13 protein-coding genes are annotated in these 14,363 nt (G+C 37.1%); 7 read left to right on the top strand and 6 right to left on the bottom strand.

The window, feature by feature from the left end; genetic code table 11:
* Window positions 1-62: 62 nt before the first annotated feature.
* Window positions 63-995, top strand: a complete 933-nt coding sequence (locus JM83_RS02335) for a peptidylprolyl isomerase (protein WP_144958999.1) — start codon at window positions 63-65, stop codon at window positions 993-995.
* Between the two features lie 59 nt (window positions 996-1,054).
* Here JM83_RS02335 and JM83_RS02330 read toward each other — a convergent pair whose 3' ends face one another.
* Both JM83_RS02330 and JM83_RS02325 read right to left on the bottom strand, forming a co-directional pair.
* Complete coding sequence (locus JM83_RS02330) at window positions 1,055-1,702, bottom strand: peroxiredoxin (RefSeq protein WP_144958997.1); 648 nt, start codon at window positions 1,700-1,702, stop codon at window positions 1,055-1,057.
* Window positions 1,703-1,893: 191 nt separating this feature from the next.
* Window positions 1,894-2,451, bottom strand: coding sequence for a thioredoxin family protein (locus JM83_RS02325; protein WP_144958995.1), 558 nt, complete (start codon window positions 2,449-2,451; stop codon window positions 1,894-1,896).
* A 108-nt stretch (window positions 2,452-2,559) separates the two neighbouring features.
* Between JM83_RS02325 and JM83_RS02320 the strand changes: the two genes are divergently transcribed.
* A complete protein-coding gene (locus tag JM83_RS02320) occupies window positions 2,560-2,895 on the top strand; it encodes a tRNA-binding protein (RefSeq protein ID WP_144958993.1) in 336 nt (111 codons plus the stop codon).
* Window positions 2,896-3,265: 370 nt separating this feature from the next.
* Here the strand turns inward: JM83_RS02320 and JM83_RS02315 are convergent, their stop codons facing one another.
* The 3 genes from JM83_RS02315 to JM83_RS02305 all read right to left on the bottom strand — a co-directional run bounded on the left by JM83_RS02315 (window position 3,266) and on the right by JM83_RS02305 (window position 8,069).
* Window positions 3,266-5,779: a M14 family metallopeptidase gene (locus JM83_RS02315; protein WP_144958991.1), complete on the bottom strand. Its 2,514-nt coding sequence runs from the start codon at window positions 5,777-5,779 to the stop codon at window positions 3,266-3,268.
* Window positions 5,780-5,859: 80 nt separating this feature from the next.
* Window positions 5,860-6,240 carry a PUR family DNA/RNA-binding protein gene (locus JM83_RS02310; protein WP_144958989.1) on the bottom strand — a complete coding sequence of 127 codons (381 nt, stop codon included), beginning with the start codon at window positions 6,238-6,240 and terminating at the stop codon, window positions 5,860-5,862.
* Window positions 6,241-6,311: 71 nt separating this feature from the next.
* On the bottom strand, window positions 6,312-8,069 hold the full coding sequence (locus JM83_RS02305; RefSeq protein ID WP_144958987.1) for an ABC transporter ATP-binding protein: 1,758 nt from the start codon (window positions 8,067-8,069) through the stop codon (window positions 6,312-6,314).
* A 133-nt stretch (window positions 8,070-8,202) separates the two neighbouring features.
* Here JM83_RS02305 and JM83_RS02300 point away from each other — a divergent pair, with 133 nt between their 5' ends.
* The 4 genes from JM83_RS02300 (at window position 8,203) to yajC (ending at window position 11,155) form a co-directional block, all read left to right on the top strand.
* Window positions 8,203-9,303, top strand: coding sequence for a Glu/Leu/Phe/Val family dehydrogenase (locus JM83_RS02300; RefSeq protein ID WP_144958985.1), 1,101 nt, complete (start codon window positions 8,203-8,205; stop codon window positions 9,301-9,303).
* An 81-nt stretch (window positions 9,304-9,384) separates the two neighbouring features.
* Window positions 9,385-10,329: a transcription antitermination factor NusB gene (nusB, locus tag JM83_RS02295; protein WP_144958983.1), complete on the top strand. Its 945-nt coding sequence runs from the start codon at window positions 9,385-9,387 to the stop codon at window positions 10,327-10,329.
* Between the two features lie 46 nt (window positions 10,330-10,375).
* The gene (locus JM83_RS02290) at window positions 10,376-10,840 is read left to right on the top strand and encodes a DUF1573 domain-containing protein (protein ID WP_144958981.1); all 465 of its coding nucleotides are present in this window, start codon (window positions 10,376-10,378) and stop codon (window positions 10,838-10,840) included.
* Between the two features lie 21 nt (window positions 10,841-10,861).
* The gene (gene yajC / locus JM83_RS02285; RefSeq protein WP_144958979.1) at window positions 10,862-11,155 is read left to right on the top strand and encodes a preprotein translocase subunit YajC; all 294 of its coding nucleotides are present in this window, start codon (window positions 10,862-10,864) and stop codon (window positions 11,153-11,155) included.
* 364 nt (window positions 11,156-11,519) lie between these two features.
* On the opposite strand, the gene JM83_RS02280 is transcribed toward yajC, so the two are convergent.
* Window positions 11,520-11,744 (bottom strand): hypothetical protein, encoded by a 225-nt coding sequence (locus JM83_RS02280; RefSeq protein ID WP_144958977.1) that lies wholly within the window; start codon window positions 11,742-11,744, stop codon window positions 11,520-11,522.
* A gap of 149 nt (window positions 11,745-11,893) precedes the next feature.
* Here JM83_RS02280 and JM83_RS02275 point away from each other — a divergent pair, with 149 nt between their 5' ends.
* Entirely contained in the window at window positions 11,894-14,317 is a 2,424-nt protein-coding gene (locus JM83_RS02275) for a heavy metal translocating P-type ATPase (RefSeq protein ID WP_144958975.1), read from the top strand.
* Window positions 14,318-14,363 lie beyond the last annotated feature (46 nt).

Raw genomic sequence — 14,363 nt, 5'->3', positions numbered from 1 at the left:
AAGCCTATCCCGGTTACTTTTTCAAATTGCTATCTTTGCGCCACTAATTAAAAACTAGCATTATGCAAGACGGATTATATGCCAAGTTTCATACTTCTAAAGGTGAGATATTGGTGAAGTTGGAACACGAAAAAACACCTGGGACTGTTGGGAATTTTGTGGGACTGGCAGAGGGTAACTTGGAAAATAAAGCGATCCCCCAAGGGAAACCTTATTACGACGGATTAAAATTCCATAGAGTAATTCCAGATTTTATGATCCAAGGGGGAGACCCAAAAGGAAATGGAACTGGTGGGCCAGGTTACAACTTCGAAGATGAAATTCATCCGGAATTAACTCACGATGCACCTGGAAAACTGTCCATGGCAAATGCCGGACCTGGAACCAATGGAAGTCAGTTTTTTATTACACATATCGCAACTCCTTGGTTGGATGGCAAACACACCGTTTTTGGAAGTGTAGTAGAAGGGCAGGATGTAGTAGATACTATTGCTCAAGGCGATAAGATTGAAAAATTGGAGATCATAAGGCAAGGGGTAGAAGCTGAAAAATTTAACGGGGTAGAAGAATTTAGCTCTTTTAATGGTGCCAAAGCAGAAAGAGAAGCAGCAGCGAAAAAGAAACAAGAAGAATTAATGGGGGAAATGTCCCAGGGCTTCGAAACAACCGATAGCGGACTTCGATATAAAATTGAACAAAAAGGGGATGGAGTTAAGGCTGAAAAAGGCAATACCGTTTCTGTGCACTACAAAGGAATGTTGCCAGATGGTAGTGTTTTTGATTCTTCTTATACCCGTAATCAGCCAATAGATTTTAAATTGGGAAAAGGTCAGGTAATCCAAGGTTGGGATGAAGGAATTCAGTTATTGAGTGTTGGAGATCAAGCGCGATTTGTGATCCCTTCGCATCTAGCCTATGGAGAACGCGGAGCGGGTGGAGCAATTCCCCCGAATGCCACTTTGATCTTTGATGTAGAATTGGTAGCGGTAAAATAATTTAACCAGCATATTATAAAAAACCTCCTGTGTTTGCTAAAACACAGGAGGTTTCTTTTTTAACTATTCTTAAGTTCTGGCTGAGGGGTAAGTCTCAAATATGGTTTTACTTCTTTAAATCCCTTTGGGAACATAGTTTTAGCATCTTCGCTAGAAACCGATGGGCTAATAACCACATCCTCACCGTGCTTCCAGTTTGCTGGCGTTGCAACCTTATTATAAGCTGTTAATTGCAATGAATCTATTACTCTTAACAATTCATCAAAATTTCTTCCCGTACTTGCAGGATAGGTCAATAAAAGTTTTATGGTTTTATCCGGGCCAATAATAAAAACAGATCTTACGGTAAGAGTATCATCCGCGTTTGGGTGGATCATATCATACAAATTAGATACTTTTCGGTCCTCATCTGCTATAATCGGAAAATTAACTGTGGTATTTTGAGTTTCGTTGATGTCCTTAATCCAATCTTTGTGAGATTCAACGCCGTCCACACTAAGTGCGATCATCTTAACGTTGCGCTTATCAAACTCTGGTTTATATCGGGCAGCAGTTCCAAGCTCTGTGGTACATACCGGCGTGTAATCTGCTGGGTGTGAGAAAAGAATTCCCCAACTGTCTCCTAAATAATCATAAAGATTTAATTTTCCTTCTGAAGTATCTGCATCAAAATTTGGTGCTTTATCTCCTAATTTTAGTGTGCTCATAAAAATTTATTTTTAATATGTGAAAATTAAAGTTACACAATATCCAGAAGAGAAGCTGTTAAGATTTTGTCAATTTAATCCCTCATTGAGGGTTTAATTTTGCGAGACTTCCCACGAATTTTTACAGGTATTTTATAATTCATGCTTCGTGCGTTTGCCCAGAGCTTATATTGGATTAAGTGAGATAACATCTATTTCTTCCATTTAATATTACAGCCAATACTGGGCTTTTGGGGTTCTGGAACATTTCGATTATTTAGAACTGAATCCAGGGCTTCCCTTAAATCCCTTCCGTTCACCGGAATGCCATTTCCCGGGCGCGAATTATCCAATTGTCCCCTATAGATCAATTTTAACGCAGCATTGAACAAATAAAAATCCGGAGTGCAGGCAGCATCATAAGCTTTTGCCACTTCTTGGGTTTGATCATATAAATACGGAAAAGGATAATGAAATTTTCTAGCTGCTTTCCACATCAGGTCTGGATGATCCTCTGGATAAGCTTCTACATCGTTGCTCATAATGCCTACAAAACCAAATCCCGTAACTCTATAGTCATTAGCCACTCTCACAATTTCGTCGTTAACATGTCTTACAAACGGACAATGATTGGAAAGGAACATGATCACGGTTCCTTTATCTCCTTTTAGATCAGACAAACTATACCTGTTTGAAGTTACCGCATCGGGAAGGGTAAAATCTGGTGCTTTTGTTCCTAAAGGAAGCATGTTTGAGGGTGTTAAGGACATAGTTTGAAATTTTGAATTTGGGATGTTAACAAATTTAATATCTTTATTTTTATTATAGTATCTACATTGCTAGATTAGCACTTCAATTTGAGAATATACCAAAGAAATATGGAAATAAGCTGGAATGATTTTGAAAAAGTGGAAATTAGGGTAGGAACAATTGTAAACGTTCAAGATTTCCCAAAAGCCAATAAGCCAGCTTATATAATGGAAATCGATTTTGGAAGTGAACTCGGCATCAAAAAAACTTCTGCACAAATAACCAAACGGTATTCCAAAGAAGACTTATTTCAAAAACAGATTGTTGCGGTGGTAAATTTTCCAAAAAAACAGATCGCAAATTTTATGAGTGAATGTTTGGTCCTAGGAGCTGTCGGACCTAAAAACGATATCGTATTGTTAAACCCGGATTTTAAAGTTGAAAATGGCTTGAGGATAGGTTAAATGATTTCAAAATTCAAAATTGAGTTTACTCCGAAAACTCAAGTTGAACAGGAAAAGAGTAAAAAAGTCAAAAATTATGGATCTTTCCATTTTGCATACAGCTTTTAATCAAGGTTTTGTAAGTTTTTAAGTTTTGATTTTTTGTGGTTCTAAAATTAAAGCTGCTTTTCGGAGGGAACTTAAAATTTAAGTTTCATGTTTCGTGTAAATTTCAATCCTACTTCTTATGCAGGAAACCTTTTGAACGCATCCCCACCATGTCCCAATAAATAAGGGATTGTTGTAAAATTTTAGTTCTCGATCTAGGTTCTAGGCTCTTGGTTCTTTATTTTTTGTTCTTTGTTTTCTGGTCTTGCCCCTTAAATCTTGTCTACATCTCATCTCCAAAGAAAATGGCATTCATCAATAATTTATTGGTTCCATACCAAAAGCCTCTAAAATTCGTGTTGTCGGTAAATAGTATCACATTTCCACGGCCCATTCCCACATGTTTAAAAGGGACTGTATTAGCTAAGAGTTCTAGGTTCGGTTTGCTTATATAGCCGCTTAAAAGGGGTTTTTCGGTATATTTTATAGGGTTCTTATAACTCGTGGAATCGGCTTTTATAAAAATTGTGGTATCCCTGAATAACGCGATCTTATTGTCGGAATAGCCGAAATTCACCGGATGGGACCTGTCTTGAGCAGCTTCAAAAATTGCACCTCCAATTCCCTGTGCTCCCCTAAAATCGTTTCGTTCTTCAAAACTTATATTTTTAGCTTTTACCTTGTTTTCTAAAAATTCCAGTTTCATGAATTCGTTGGTGTTAAACCACTTTGCTGCATTTTTATAGCCTATCAAAGTCCCTCCATCTTTTACCCAGTCCTTTATTTTTTCTGCATCCTTTTTTTCTAGAGCAGTACCCCAACTATTCGGTAAAATAATATCGGTGTATTTGCTAAGGTCTGTTCTTACAAAATTACGGGTGTCCAATTTTGTGATTTGCATATCATAACGCTGATCGAACAAATGCCAGATCTCTCCGGCATCGTAAGGGGTGATTCCATCACCTACAATCATTGCTACTTTTTGTGGCTCTAAAGGCCTGAAGTAATTGCTTCCTAAATTGATGCCTTTTGTAAGTCCTGTGGTAACACCGGTTATAGAAACATTTGATTTTTCTGAAACTTCTTTTAGGAAATCAAAGATTTCTATAGAATTCATATCTTGATTTTGAGCTGGGACCAAAATAGTTCCATAGTCGTATTTTTTGCCATCTGCTTCAAAGCTTTTCATTCCAACCTGTGCACGCAGTCCTTTTTCTAAAATTAAGTTGAGCGCTTTTGGAGCATTGTAATCGTGCCATTCCATTAAATAGGCATACTCGCTTTTTGCAATAGCATCAAAAGTGGGCTTTTGAAGACTATCTATCTTCTTCCCTGCATTTTTTAAGGAAACGGGATTATTAAAATCTAGATCGAAAGCTAAAGGAAAGGACCAGGCAGAAATATCGTAAAATAAACTATCTGTAAATGAGGTCCTTTTTTCGAACATCGCTTCAACTATTCTATGCTGTCGCTGATTCTTAGGAACGATGTATCCAGCATCTTTTTTGAATTTTTTGCCATTAAGCTCAAAATCCTCTTTTATTTCATAAACTTCGACTTGCTGCCTTTTTAATATTTCAGCCAAGTAATAGGCCTTGTTTTTGTCTTTTTCACTTCCAAAAACATAGGCATCTTTCCCCATAGTGCTTCTGGAATTTTTATAAAACGAACGCTGATAATCCAAAATCTTACTTCTCATACTTCCCGCAGCTTCTAAAGTGGATAAAGCCGCGGTAAACTGATTTTTGATGGTGAACGGGAAAGTCAATAAGCCATTATCCGTTTCTTGAGCGTGTCCACGGGAACTCCCCTGTTCAAAAAGGATCCCGATACTTCCATTGATATCCGGGAAGGTAGAGCCTTTTCCGTAGTAAAAATCATCATAATCTTCCTGGGTATAATAAAGAGAGCCAATCTTATCGAATGCTTTTGCGTGATAGGTTCCAATCTCCCTAGTAAGATCCTGATTCATTTGCGGAGTTAGTGGATGCGTTCTGGATGGAATTCCCGGCTGAAAGAAAAAGGAGGAATTGGATCCCATTTCGTGATGATCTGTAAGGATATTTGGTTGCCATTTATGAAAAGTGGCAATTCTAGCCCTGGATTCTGGCAATTGTACGGGTAACCAATCCCGGTTCATATCGAACCAATAATGGTTGGTTCTTCCACCAGGCCAAACTTCCCTAAATTCCCTGTCCTGAGGATCTGGATTTAAATTTTTGCTTTTATTCGTATTTGCCCAATAGGCAAACCGCTGTAAACCGTCCGGATTTAATGAAGGATCAAATAAAATCACTGTATTTTCTAGCAGCTCCTCAATTTTTTTGCCTTGCCCCGCGGCTAAATAATAGGCTGCCAATAATGCAGCATTCGATCCGCTGGGTTCGTTCCCGTGAATGGAAAACCCTTGATATACCACAATTGGCATTTCTTCGGTTTTTAAATTCTCGCTATTGGCGTCGGTAAGACTTACATGATCCTTCCGAATAGTTTCTATGTTCTTCTGGTTTTCTTCAGAAGTGATCACGAGCAATAAAAGTGGCCTCCCTTCAAAAGTGCTGCCCCTGTTCTCTATGGTAATTCGTGATGATTCCGAGGCAAGCGTGCGCATATAGGCAACCAATAGATCATGTGTTACATGCCATTCTCCTGGAATATACCCCAGGACATCTTGCGGAGTGGATATTTTGGAGTTGTAGGAAATATCTTGAGGAAGATAATAGGAAAGGTCTAGATTTTCTTGTGCACTTATATTGAAAGAAAAAATAAGGATAAGTGCTATTTGTAGATGTTTCATAAATTTAAAATGTTGGATGCCCTAATATAAAAAAACCGCCCCAATTTCTTGGGGCGGTTTGAGTTTATTTGCTTTTAAGCTTAAATATCTTCAAAGCTGATATCTGTAAACTTATCTGGCGAAGGTGTTGCATCCGTAGTTGCTTCATTTTCCTGATATTCTTTTTTGAAATCTTTCTGATGCTTATCACTTATTACTTCCTGCCCTTTTTCTTCAACAATATAGCTGGTCATCTCATTTAAGATTTCGGCAAAACCATCAAAATCTTCTTTGTACAAGTAGATCTTGTGCTTTTTATAATGAAAAGATCCATCTGCATTGGTGAATTTTTTGCTCTCGGTAATAGTAAGATAGTAATCATCTGCTTTGGTAGCTCTTACATCAAAAAAGTAGGTACGTCTTCCGGCTCTTAATACTTTAGAGAATATTTCATCTTTCTCCATCATTCCATTTTCATTCATAAAATAAATCTTTTGGTTTTATTTAACTGATGTCAAAAATCTAAAAAAAATTAACATTTCACAACAAATTTTCACATTTCTTTTTCACTTAGCTGCTTTGCGTAAAGTTCTTTGTAGTAACCTTCCTCCTGAATTAATTTTTGATGGTTCCCTTCCTGAACCACAGCCCCGTCTTGAAGGATAATTATCCTGTCGGCATTTTTTACTGAAGAGATTCGATGGCTTACAATAATTGTGGTTTTGGTTTGTGAGATTTTGAATAGATTTTGAAGTATTTCTTCTTCCGTTTCGGTATCTACTGCCGAAAGACTATCGTCAAAAAGCAATATTTGAGGCTCGTGTATAATTGCCCTAGCAATAGAAACACGTTGTTTTTGCCCACCAGAAAGGGTAATTCCCCTTTCGCCAAGAACAGTATCGTACCCCTTGGTAAATCCTTGGATGTTTTTATGTACCGATGCGTTTTTTGCTGCATCTATCACCTGCTCTTCGGTTGCATTGGTGTTCCCGAACTTAATATTATTGCGGATAGAATCGCTAAAAAGAAAAGCATCTTGGGGAACATATCCAATGCTATTTCTCAAATTATAAAGATTATGATTTTGAATATTTTCTCCATCAACAAGGATGGTTCCTTGATCTACATCATATAATCTGCCAATTAGTTCCAAGATGGTGGATTTTCCTGAACCGGTTTTTCCTATAATTGCCAAGGTTTCACCTCTATCTACTTTGAAGGAAATATTTTTAAGGGCAGTGATATTGGTGTCTTCATAGGTGAACGTCACATTTTTAAATTCAATATTTCCTTCAATCTCCACAGCCTTTTCTTGATGATTTTTTATTTGGGGCTCTTGTTTCAGGAATTCATTAATACGCTTTTGAGAAGCTTCTGCTTGCTGCACTATAGATGTAACCCATCCCACAATGGCTACGGGCCACGTAAGCATATTTACATATAACAAGAACTCTACAATGATCCCAATATTTTCAATTTCCCCACTAATTACTTGTTTCCCCCCTATGTAGATCACCATGGTATTGCTTACGCCAATAAGAAGGACCATCAACGGAAAAAAGAAGGCTTGCACTTTAACCAAGTTTAGATTCTTTTCTTTGCTTCCGTTGGAAAGCACTTCAAAATTAAGATTGGTTTGGGGTTCTAGTCCGTAAGATTTAATTACCGAAATCCCACTGAAACTTTCCTGGGTAAAAGTGTTCAATTTAGATAGGTATTGCTGAACGACCGTACTTCTTTTATGGATAGCTACACTTAGTTTATAGATGGCAAAAGACAAAAAGGGAAGCGGGGCAAGGGTGTAAAGTGTTAATAAGGGAGCGGTATTTACCATGTACCAAATAACAACCACAAATAATGTTAGGGTGGTAATACTGTACATAATTGCTGGGCCAAGGTACATCCTTACTTTAGATACGTCTTCACTTATCCTGTTCATAAGGTCTCCCGTACGGTTCTTTTTGTAGAAATTTAAAGATAGCCGTTGGTATTGCTGATAGATCTCGTTTTTTAGATCATATTCCATATGTCTGGAAGCAACAATAAAGGTTTGGCGCATTATAAATGTTAAGGCAGCAGCTACTAAATTGGCTCCTATAATAAGTAAGATGTTATAAAATAATTCTTCTCTCAACTCTGCTGGATCGGTTATTTCTCCTTTTATATAGCTTTCGATAACCGTTGTGGAATTTCCTATAAATTGGACTGGATATAAAGTAAATATTCTTGCAGCTATGGTTATTAATAGCCCAAGCAGCATATGCCATTTATATTTGAAGAAATATTTATTGAGGTGTTGTAATTCTTTCATGTAGTGGTATCGCCCGTGATTCTTACAGTATTCGCAATTTAACAAACGAATTGACTGTGATAATTAAAATATTGGTTAATTTTGCCCATTGATTTTTCGAAAACACAAAAATCCGAACTTAAATTTAAAATTTATGCAAGTTCACGTTTTAGCTGCTGATGACCTTAAAAAAACTGCGCCTGTCTTCGGGCAATTATCTTTTGATAATCATGAACAAGTGGTTTTTTGCAACGACAAAGATACAGGTTTAAGGGCAATAATTGGAATTCATAATACTGTTTTAGGGCCGGCCTTAGGGGGGACTAGAATGTGGAACTACCATAGTGAATGGGATGCTTTAAACGACGCCTTGAGATTGTCTAGAGGGATGACCTTTAAAAGCGCAATCACGGGATTAAATCTTGGTGGTGGAAAAGCAGTAATTATTGGCGATGCCAAAACTCAAAAAACTCCAGAATTAATGAGAAAATTTGGTGAGTTTGTACATTCTTTAAGCGGGAAATATATTACAGCAGAAGATGTAGGAATGGATACCGAAGATATGGATATTGTTCGGGAAGTAACTCCTTATGTTACCGGAATTTCAGAATCTAAAGGAGGTGCGGGAAACCCTTCTCCTATTACTGCTTATGGTGTTTTTATGGGAATGAAAGCGGCTGCAAAATATAAATTCGGGACAGATGACCTTGATGGAAAGAAAGTCTTGGTTCAAGGAATTGGCCATGTTGGAGAAGCTTTGGTGGAACATTTAACCAATGAAGGAGCCATTGTATTTATTAGCGATATTAACCCTACTAGGTTAGAAGAAGTAAGTAATAAATACGGGGCAACTATTTACACGGAAAATCCGTACGATGCCGATGTGGATATTTATGCGCCATGTGCTTTGGGCGCCACCGTAAATGATGAGACCATACATAGAATAAAAGCAAAAGTTATTGCGGGTGCGGCAAATAATCAATTGCAGGATGAAAACACCCATGGGCTACTTTTACAGGAAAGAGGGATCGTATACGCTCCAGATTTCTTGATAAATGCAGGAGGGATTATTAATGTATATGCAGAATTGGAAGGTTATGGAAGACAAGAGATTATTAGAAAGACAGAAAACATATACAATACAACGCTAGAAATCCTTAGGACAGCAGAAGCTCAGTCCATCACAACACATCATGCTGCCCTTAAAATTGCACAACAACGAATTGATGACAGAAAAAGAGAGAATTTGAACTAAGTAGTTTGAAATAAACACTATTTTTGCAAGGCGAAAGGGGATTCTTTCGCCTTGCTAATTTTATAACGTTCTTTTACAGCTATGTTAACCAGAAGACATATTCGAGTTAAGGTAATGCAATCACTCTATGCATTCCATCAAAGTGAAAACAAAAACTTCAGTACCGAAGAGAAATTCCTTCGGAAAAGCATGTTGGAGATGTATGATTTGTTTTTATTGATGCTTAAATTAATTGCTGAAATAAAAACCTATTCAGAAAATTATCTGGAAACATCCCAAAAGAAATTCCTTCCAACACAGGAGGAGAGAGATCCCAATAAAAAATTTGTAGAAAACAAGGTTATAAAAATTCTGGAGAACAATCAGTATTTACAAGATGCCTGGGAGGAAAGAGGCATAAGCCATTGGAAACGGGATGGGGAGTATGTTGCTATTCTTTGGGAAGAAATTCGCAATAGTGGGGCTTTTGAAACTTATATGACTACACGTGAATCTACTTTTAAGGAAGATAAAGATTTTGTAATTCTTTTGCTGAAGGAATTCATTGCCCCGAACGAAAAATTATATGATTATATAGAGGACACCAAATTAACATGGGTAGATGATCTACCGTTAGTAAATACTGCCATTCTAAAGTATTTGAATAAACTAAAGGAGAATACTCCAGATGATGCCAAGGTTCCAAAGTTGTTTAAAAGTCCAGACGATGAGGAATTTGCTGCTAGGTTATTTAGAAAAGCTTTGGCCAATGATGAAGAGCTCGCTAACGAAATGGTAGATAAAACGCCCAATTGGGACAAGGAACGAATAGCAGAAATAGATACCATTCTTATTAAAATGGGAATTTGTGAAATGCTTCATTTTTCTTCTATTCCGGTAAAAGTAAGTATCAATGAGTATTTGGAAGTGGCTAAAGAATACAGTACGCCTAAAAGCAGTATTTTTATAAATGGAATTTTGGATAAATTATCTAAAGAATATCAGGACCAAAACCGATTAAATAAAATGGGACGTGGTCTTATGTAGTTCAATAAATTTATTATTTTTAACGTTTAATTTTAAATTATATATTATGAAAAAAGGAATTTTAATGATAGCAGCGGTAGGAGCTTTGTTCTTTACTTCTTGTAAAGATGATGCATCCAGCAAAGTGAAAGCTGAAAATGTTGAAACAGCAGCCGAACGCGATGCGCAAGTAGCTGCTTTTGCAGAACTTACTTTCGAAGAAGAGGAATTCGACTTTGGAACCATTGCAAAAGGAACAGAGGTAGAGCATGTATTTAAATTTACCAATACTGGAGATGGGCCATTGGTAATTACCAATGCAACCAGTACTTGTGGATGTACCGTGCCAACGTATCCTAAAAATGAAACTATTGCGCCGGGAGAATCTGGTGAGATGTTGGTTAAGTTTAATGGATCTGGACAAGGGCAAGTAACTAAAACAGTAACGGTTAATGCAAATACAGAAAACGGAACTGAACAAATAAGAATCAAAGCTTTTGTTGAAGGCGAGGGAGAGAATACAGCCGGATAAACAAAATTTTTAAAACAATATATGGATCAATTAACCCAGTTTGCACCAATAATATTAATGTTTGTGGTGGTGTACTTTTTTATGATACGCCCACAGATGAAACGAGCTAAACAGGAAAAAACCTTTGCAGCCGAGCTTAAAAAAGGAGATAGAATAATCACTAAAAGCGGGATGCATGGTAAGATAGTTGATTTTAGCGAGAAAAATAATTCAGTAATTATTGAAACAGGTGCAGGGAAAATCACTTTTGATCGTTCTTCCATTTCTATGGAGATGAGCAAAAAATTGAATGAACCAGTTGCAGAAAAAAAATAAGTTTAATTTTTTTCTATAAAAAAAAAAGCCTGTTGAATTTTCAACAGGCTTCTTTATTTATCAACGCGAGCTAATTCCAAAATACCCCAGGGATGCCCTTTAGGGATTAAACCCCATCAATAATAGGCATTCTCTTTTCCGAAGTTTTTTGATCCCGCATTGAAGGTTTGCTAAGGCTTGCCTCGAATTTTTGAAGCTATTTTCCTGCTTTTTCCCAGTTTCGGAGGAGGTAAATACAATCCCGAGTTTCGGAACGGCTTTTGGCCTGGAAATCAAAATGAAACTGGTGAAATACCTCGGAGGATAGTCGGTTTCAAGAAATTTTTATTCTTGAACATATTGATATGTGGGTTTTGGAATATGGTCAATCGTTCCTGTCAATAGGATAATGCTCATAAAAATCATCGAAGGTCTTATCTGTTGTATAGTATTCCCTAAGCACTTTATAAACCGAAAATATCAGTAAGACCTGTCCTAAGAAAATTAATAAAAACACCCATCCATAAGAAAATCCTAGTGCTGCAAGAACTGTTACTGCCAGCAAAACCAAGGTCGTTGCACCCAGCAACATGAATCCCACATTTTTCATGATTTTCTATTTAAGTTACAAAAAATGCCAATCGAAAACTCTTAACAGATTATTAAAATAAAGAATCTTCAAAACTGACAATTGTCATCTTTTTTAATATTTCGGTTTAAGTTCTTTGCACTAGGTATTTGAGCAGAAGGGAATTATTTATGGAAAGTTGTTATCATTGCGGCGATCAATGTCGGGAAAGGGTTATTTCGCATTGCGGTAAGAATTTTTGCTGCAATGGTTGTAAAACCGTTTTTGATATTTTACAAGATCATGATCTCTCCTATTATTATGATTTAGAACTTAACCCGGGTACAACACCTTCTGCATTTGAGGGCAAGTTTGATTTTTTGGAAAACGAAACCATTGTTGCCAGCCTATTGGAATTTGATGAACAGGACACACAAATTGTTTCCTTCGTTGTTCCAAACATACACTGTAGTTCTTGTATTTGGGTACTGGAAAATTTAAACAAGCTCCATTCCGGGATTAAAACAACCCAAGTCAACTTTCCGGAAAAAACGGTTCGTATTACCTATGATGCCAAGGCATATTCACTTAAAGAAGTGGTCACACTGCTATGTCGAATTGGCTATGAGCCATCTATTGCCCTGGAAGATTTCAATAAAAAAGAGAAGAATATCGACCGAAGCCTCATCTATAAATTGGGCGTCGCTGGCTTTGCCTTTGGAAATATAATGTTTCTCTCCTTTCCAGAATATTTTGAAGTAAATGAATTTTGGTTGGAACAGTTCAAGCATGTTTTTAGGTGGTTGATGTTTGCTTTTTCAATACCTGTTGTATTCTATTCGGGACGCGACTATTTTATTTCAGCTTATAAGGGACTTCGATCTAAAATATTAAATATAGATGTTCCCATAGCTATAGGTATTGCGGTGTTGTTTATACGCTCTACTGCGGAAGTTGCCATGGGTTGGGGAACCGGTTTTTTCGATAGCTTGACAGGCTTGATCTTTTTCCTGCTTTTAGGTAGGTTGTTTCAACAAAAGACCTACTCCTTTCTTTCTTTTGAGAGGGACTATAAATCCTATTTTCCTATTGCCGTAACCCGTATTTTATCCTTGGATACTTCTAAAAACAACCAAAAAGAAGAACAAGCACAGGTCTATGAACTTAAAAAGGGCGACCGGATATTAATACGCAATGGTGAATTAATTCCGGTAGATGCAATCTTAATTAATGGGGACGCACTTATAGATTACAGCTTTGTAAGTGGTGAGGCAGAACCTGTTGCAAAACAATCTGGAGATAAGCTTTTTGCGGGTGGAAGGCAACAGGCGGGAATTATCGAGATGGAAGTTATTAAACCGGTAGAGCAAAGTTACCTAACCCAACTTTGGAGCAACGAAGTGTTCAGCAAAAATAAGACGAGCAGCTTTGAAAATTTAACAAACCAAATTAGTGAAAGGTTTACATTGGGTATTCTTTCCATTGCCATTATAGCTACAATATTTTGGATAGTATTTGAACCATCGAAGGCCATTAATGTATTTACTGCCGTCCTAATTGTGGCCTGTCCCTGTGCCATAGCCCTAGCTGCGCCTTTTACTTTGGGCAACTTGCTTCGTGTCTTTGGGAAGCACAAATTCTATGTAAAGGATAGCAGTATTATCGAACAAATGGCGCATGTGGATACCATAGTTTTCGATAAAACCGGTACGCTCACCACCAATGAGAAAAGTGTGATAAGTTATGAAGGTGTTGCGCTTAATGCATCTGAAAAATCTTTGCTTACCAGTACGCTCCGGGCATCCAACCATCCTTTAAGTAGAGCGTTATATGATATACTAAAAGAAAACAACATCCAGACCTTGGATGAATTTGAAGAGGTGGTAGGAAAGGGGATTTCAGGGGTGTATCAAAAAGAGCGAATTAAAATTGGGTCTTATGCCTTCGTGGATGAAGAAGAGGACAATTTACAAACTCACTTGAATTTTAATGACAATAAGCATACAACCGTTCACATTAGCACAAATAATGGGTATAAGGGATGTTATGTTTTTTATAATCGATATCGCGAGGGCGTTCGGCAGGTTTTTGATCAATTGAGCGATAAAGCCGAAATCATTATCCTTTCTGGAGATAATGATGGTGAAAAGAAGCATTTACAACACCTGCTTTCCAAAAAGGCAAAACTTCTTTTTAATCAAAAGCCTGAAGATAAGCTGAATTACATAAAAAACCTTCAGGATAAAGGAAAAAATGTAATGATGGTTGGTGACGGACTAAATGACAGTGGTGCGCTGGCGCAAAGTAATGTTGGGGTTGTTGTTTCAGAAAATATAAACGTTTTCTCGCCAGCTTCCGATGGAATATTGGACGCAAAAAGGTTTAAGGACCTGTACACCTTTTTAACGCTTTCAAAAAATGGGATTAGCGTAATAAAATGGAGCTTTATACTTTCGCTTCTATATAATCTTGTTGGTTTGGGATTCGCCGTCACTGGGAATTTGAAGCCGGTTGTTGCAGCTATTTTAATGCCTTTGAGTTCTATAAGCATAGTAATTTTCACAACAGTTGTTACTTATTATTTAGGATTGAAATTAAAAAACAGCAATAATTAAAAAAACTGATTTATATCATCTTTTAAGAAAATGGGCACCATTAATT

This window comes from Gillisia sp. Hel_I_86, from assembly GCF_007827275.1.
Classification (GTDB): domain Bacteria; phylum Bacteroidota; class Bacteroidia; order Flavobacteriales; family Flavobacteriaceae; genus Gillisia.
The sequence above is the reverse complement of the archived record's forward strand: the minus strand, read 5'-3'. Positions and strand labels throughout refer to the sequence as shown.

Coding starts and splice junctions, on each gene's coding strand:
- JM83_RS02275 (WP_144958975.1), top strand. CDS start 11,894: ATGGAAAGTTGTTATCATTGCGGCGATCAATGTCGGGAAAGGGTTATT.
- JM83_RS02320 (WP_144958993.1), top strand. CDS start 2,560: ATGGAAATAAGCTGGAATGATTTTGAAAAAGTGGAAATTAGGGTAGGA.
- JM83_RS02300 (WP_144958985.1), top strand. CDS start 8,203: ATGCAAGTTCACGTTTTAGCTGCTGATGACCTTAAAAAAACTGCGCCT.
- nusB (WP_144958983.1), top strand. CDS start 9,385: ATGTTAACCAGAAGACATATTCGAGTTAAGGTAATGCAATCACTCTAT.
- yajC (WP_144958979.1), top strand. CDS start 10,862: ATGGATCAATTAACCCAGTTTGCACCAATAATATTAATGTTTGTGGTG.
- JM83_RS02325 (WP_144958995.1), bottom strand. CDS start 2,451: ATGTCCTTAACACCCTCAAACATGCTTCCTTTAGGAACAAAAGCACCA.
- JM83_RS02280 (WP_144958977.1), bottom strand. CDS start 11,744: ATGAAAAATGTGGGATTCATGTTGCTGGGTGCAACGACCTTGGTTTTG.
- JM83_RS02330 (WP_144958997.1), bottom strand. CDS start 1,702: ATGAGCACACTAAAATTAGGAGATAAAGCACCAAATTTTGATGCAGAT.
- JM83_RS02315 (WP_144958991.1), bottom strand. CDS start 5,779: ATGAAACATCTACAAATAGCACTTATCCTTATTTTTTCTTTCAATATA.
- JM83_RS02290 (WP_144958981.1), top strand. CDS start 10,376: ATGAAAAAAGGAATTTTAATGATAGCAGCGGTAGGAGCTTTGTTCTTT.
- JM83_RS02335 (WP_144958999.1), top strand. CDS start 63: ATGCAAGACGGATTATATGCCAAGTTTCATACTTCTAAAGGTGAGATA.
- JM83_RS02310 (WP_144958989.1), bottom strand. CDS start 6,240: ATGAATGAAAATGGAATGATGGAGAAAGATGAAATATTCTCTAAAGTA.
- JM83_RS02305 (WP_144958987.1), bottom strand. CDS start 8,069: ATGAAAGAATTACAACACCTCAATAAATATTTCTTCAAATATAAATGG.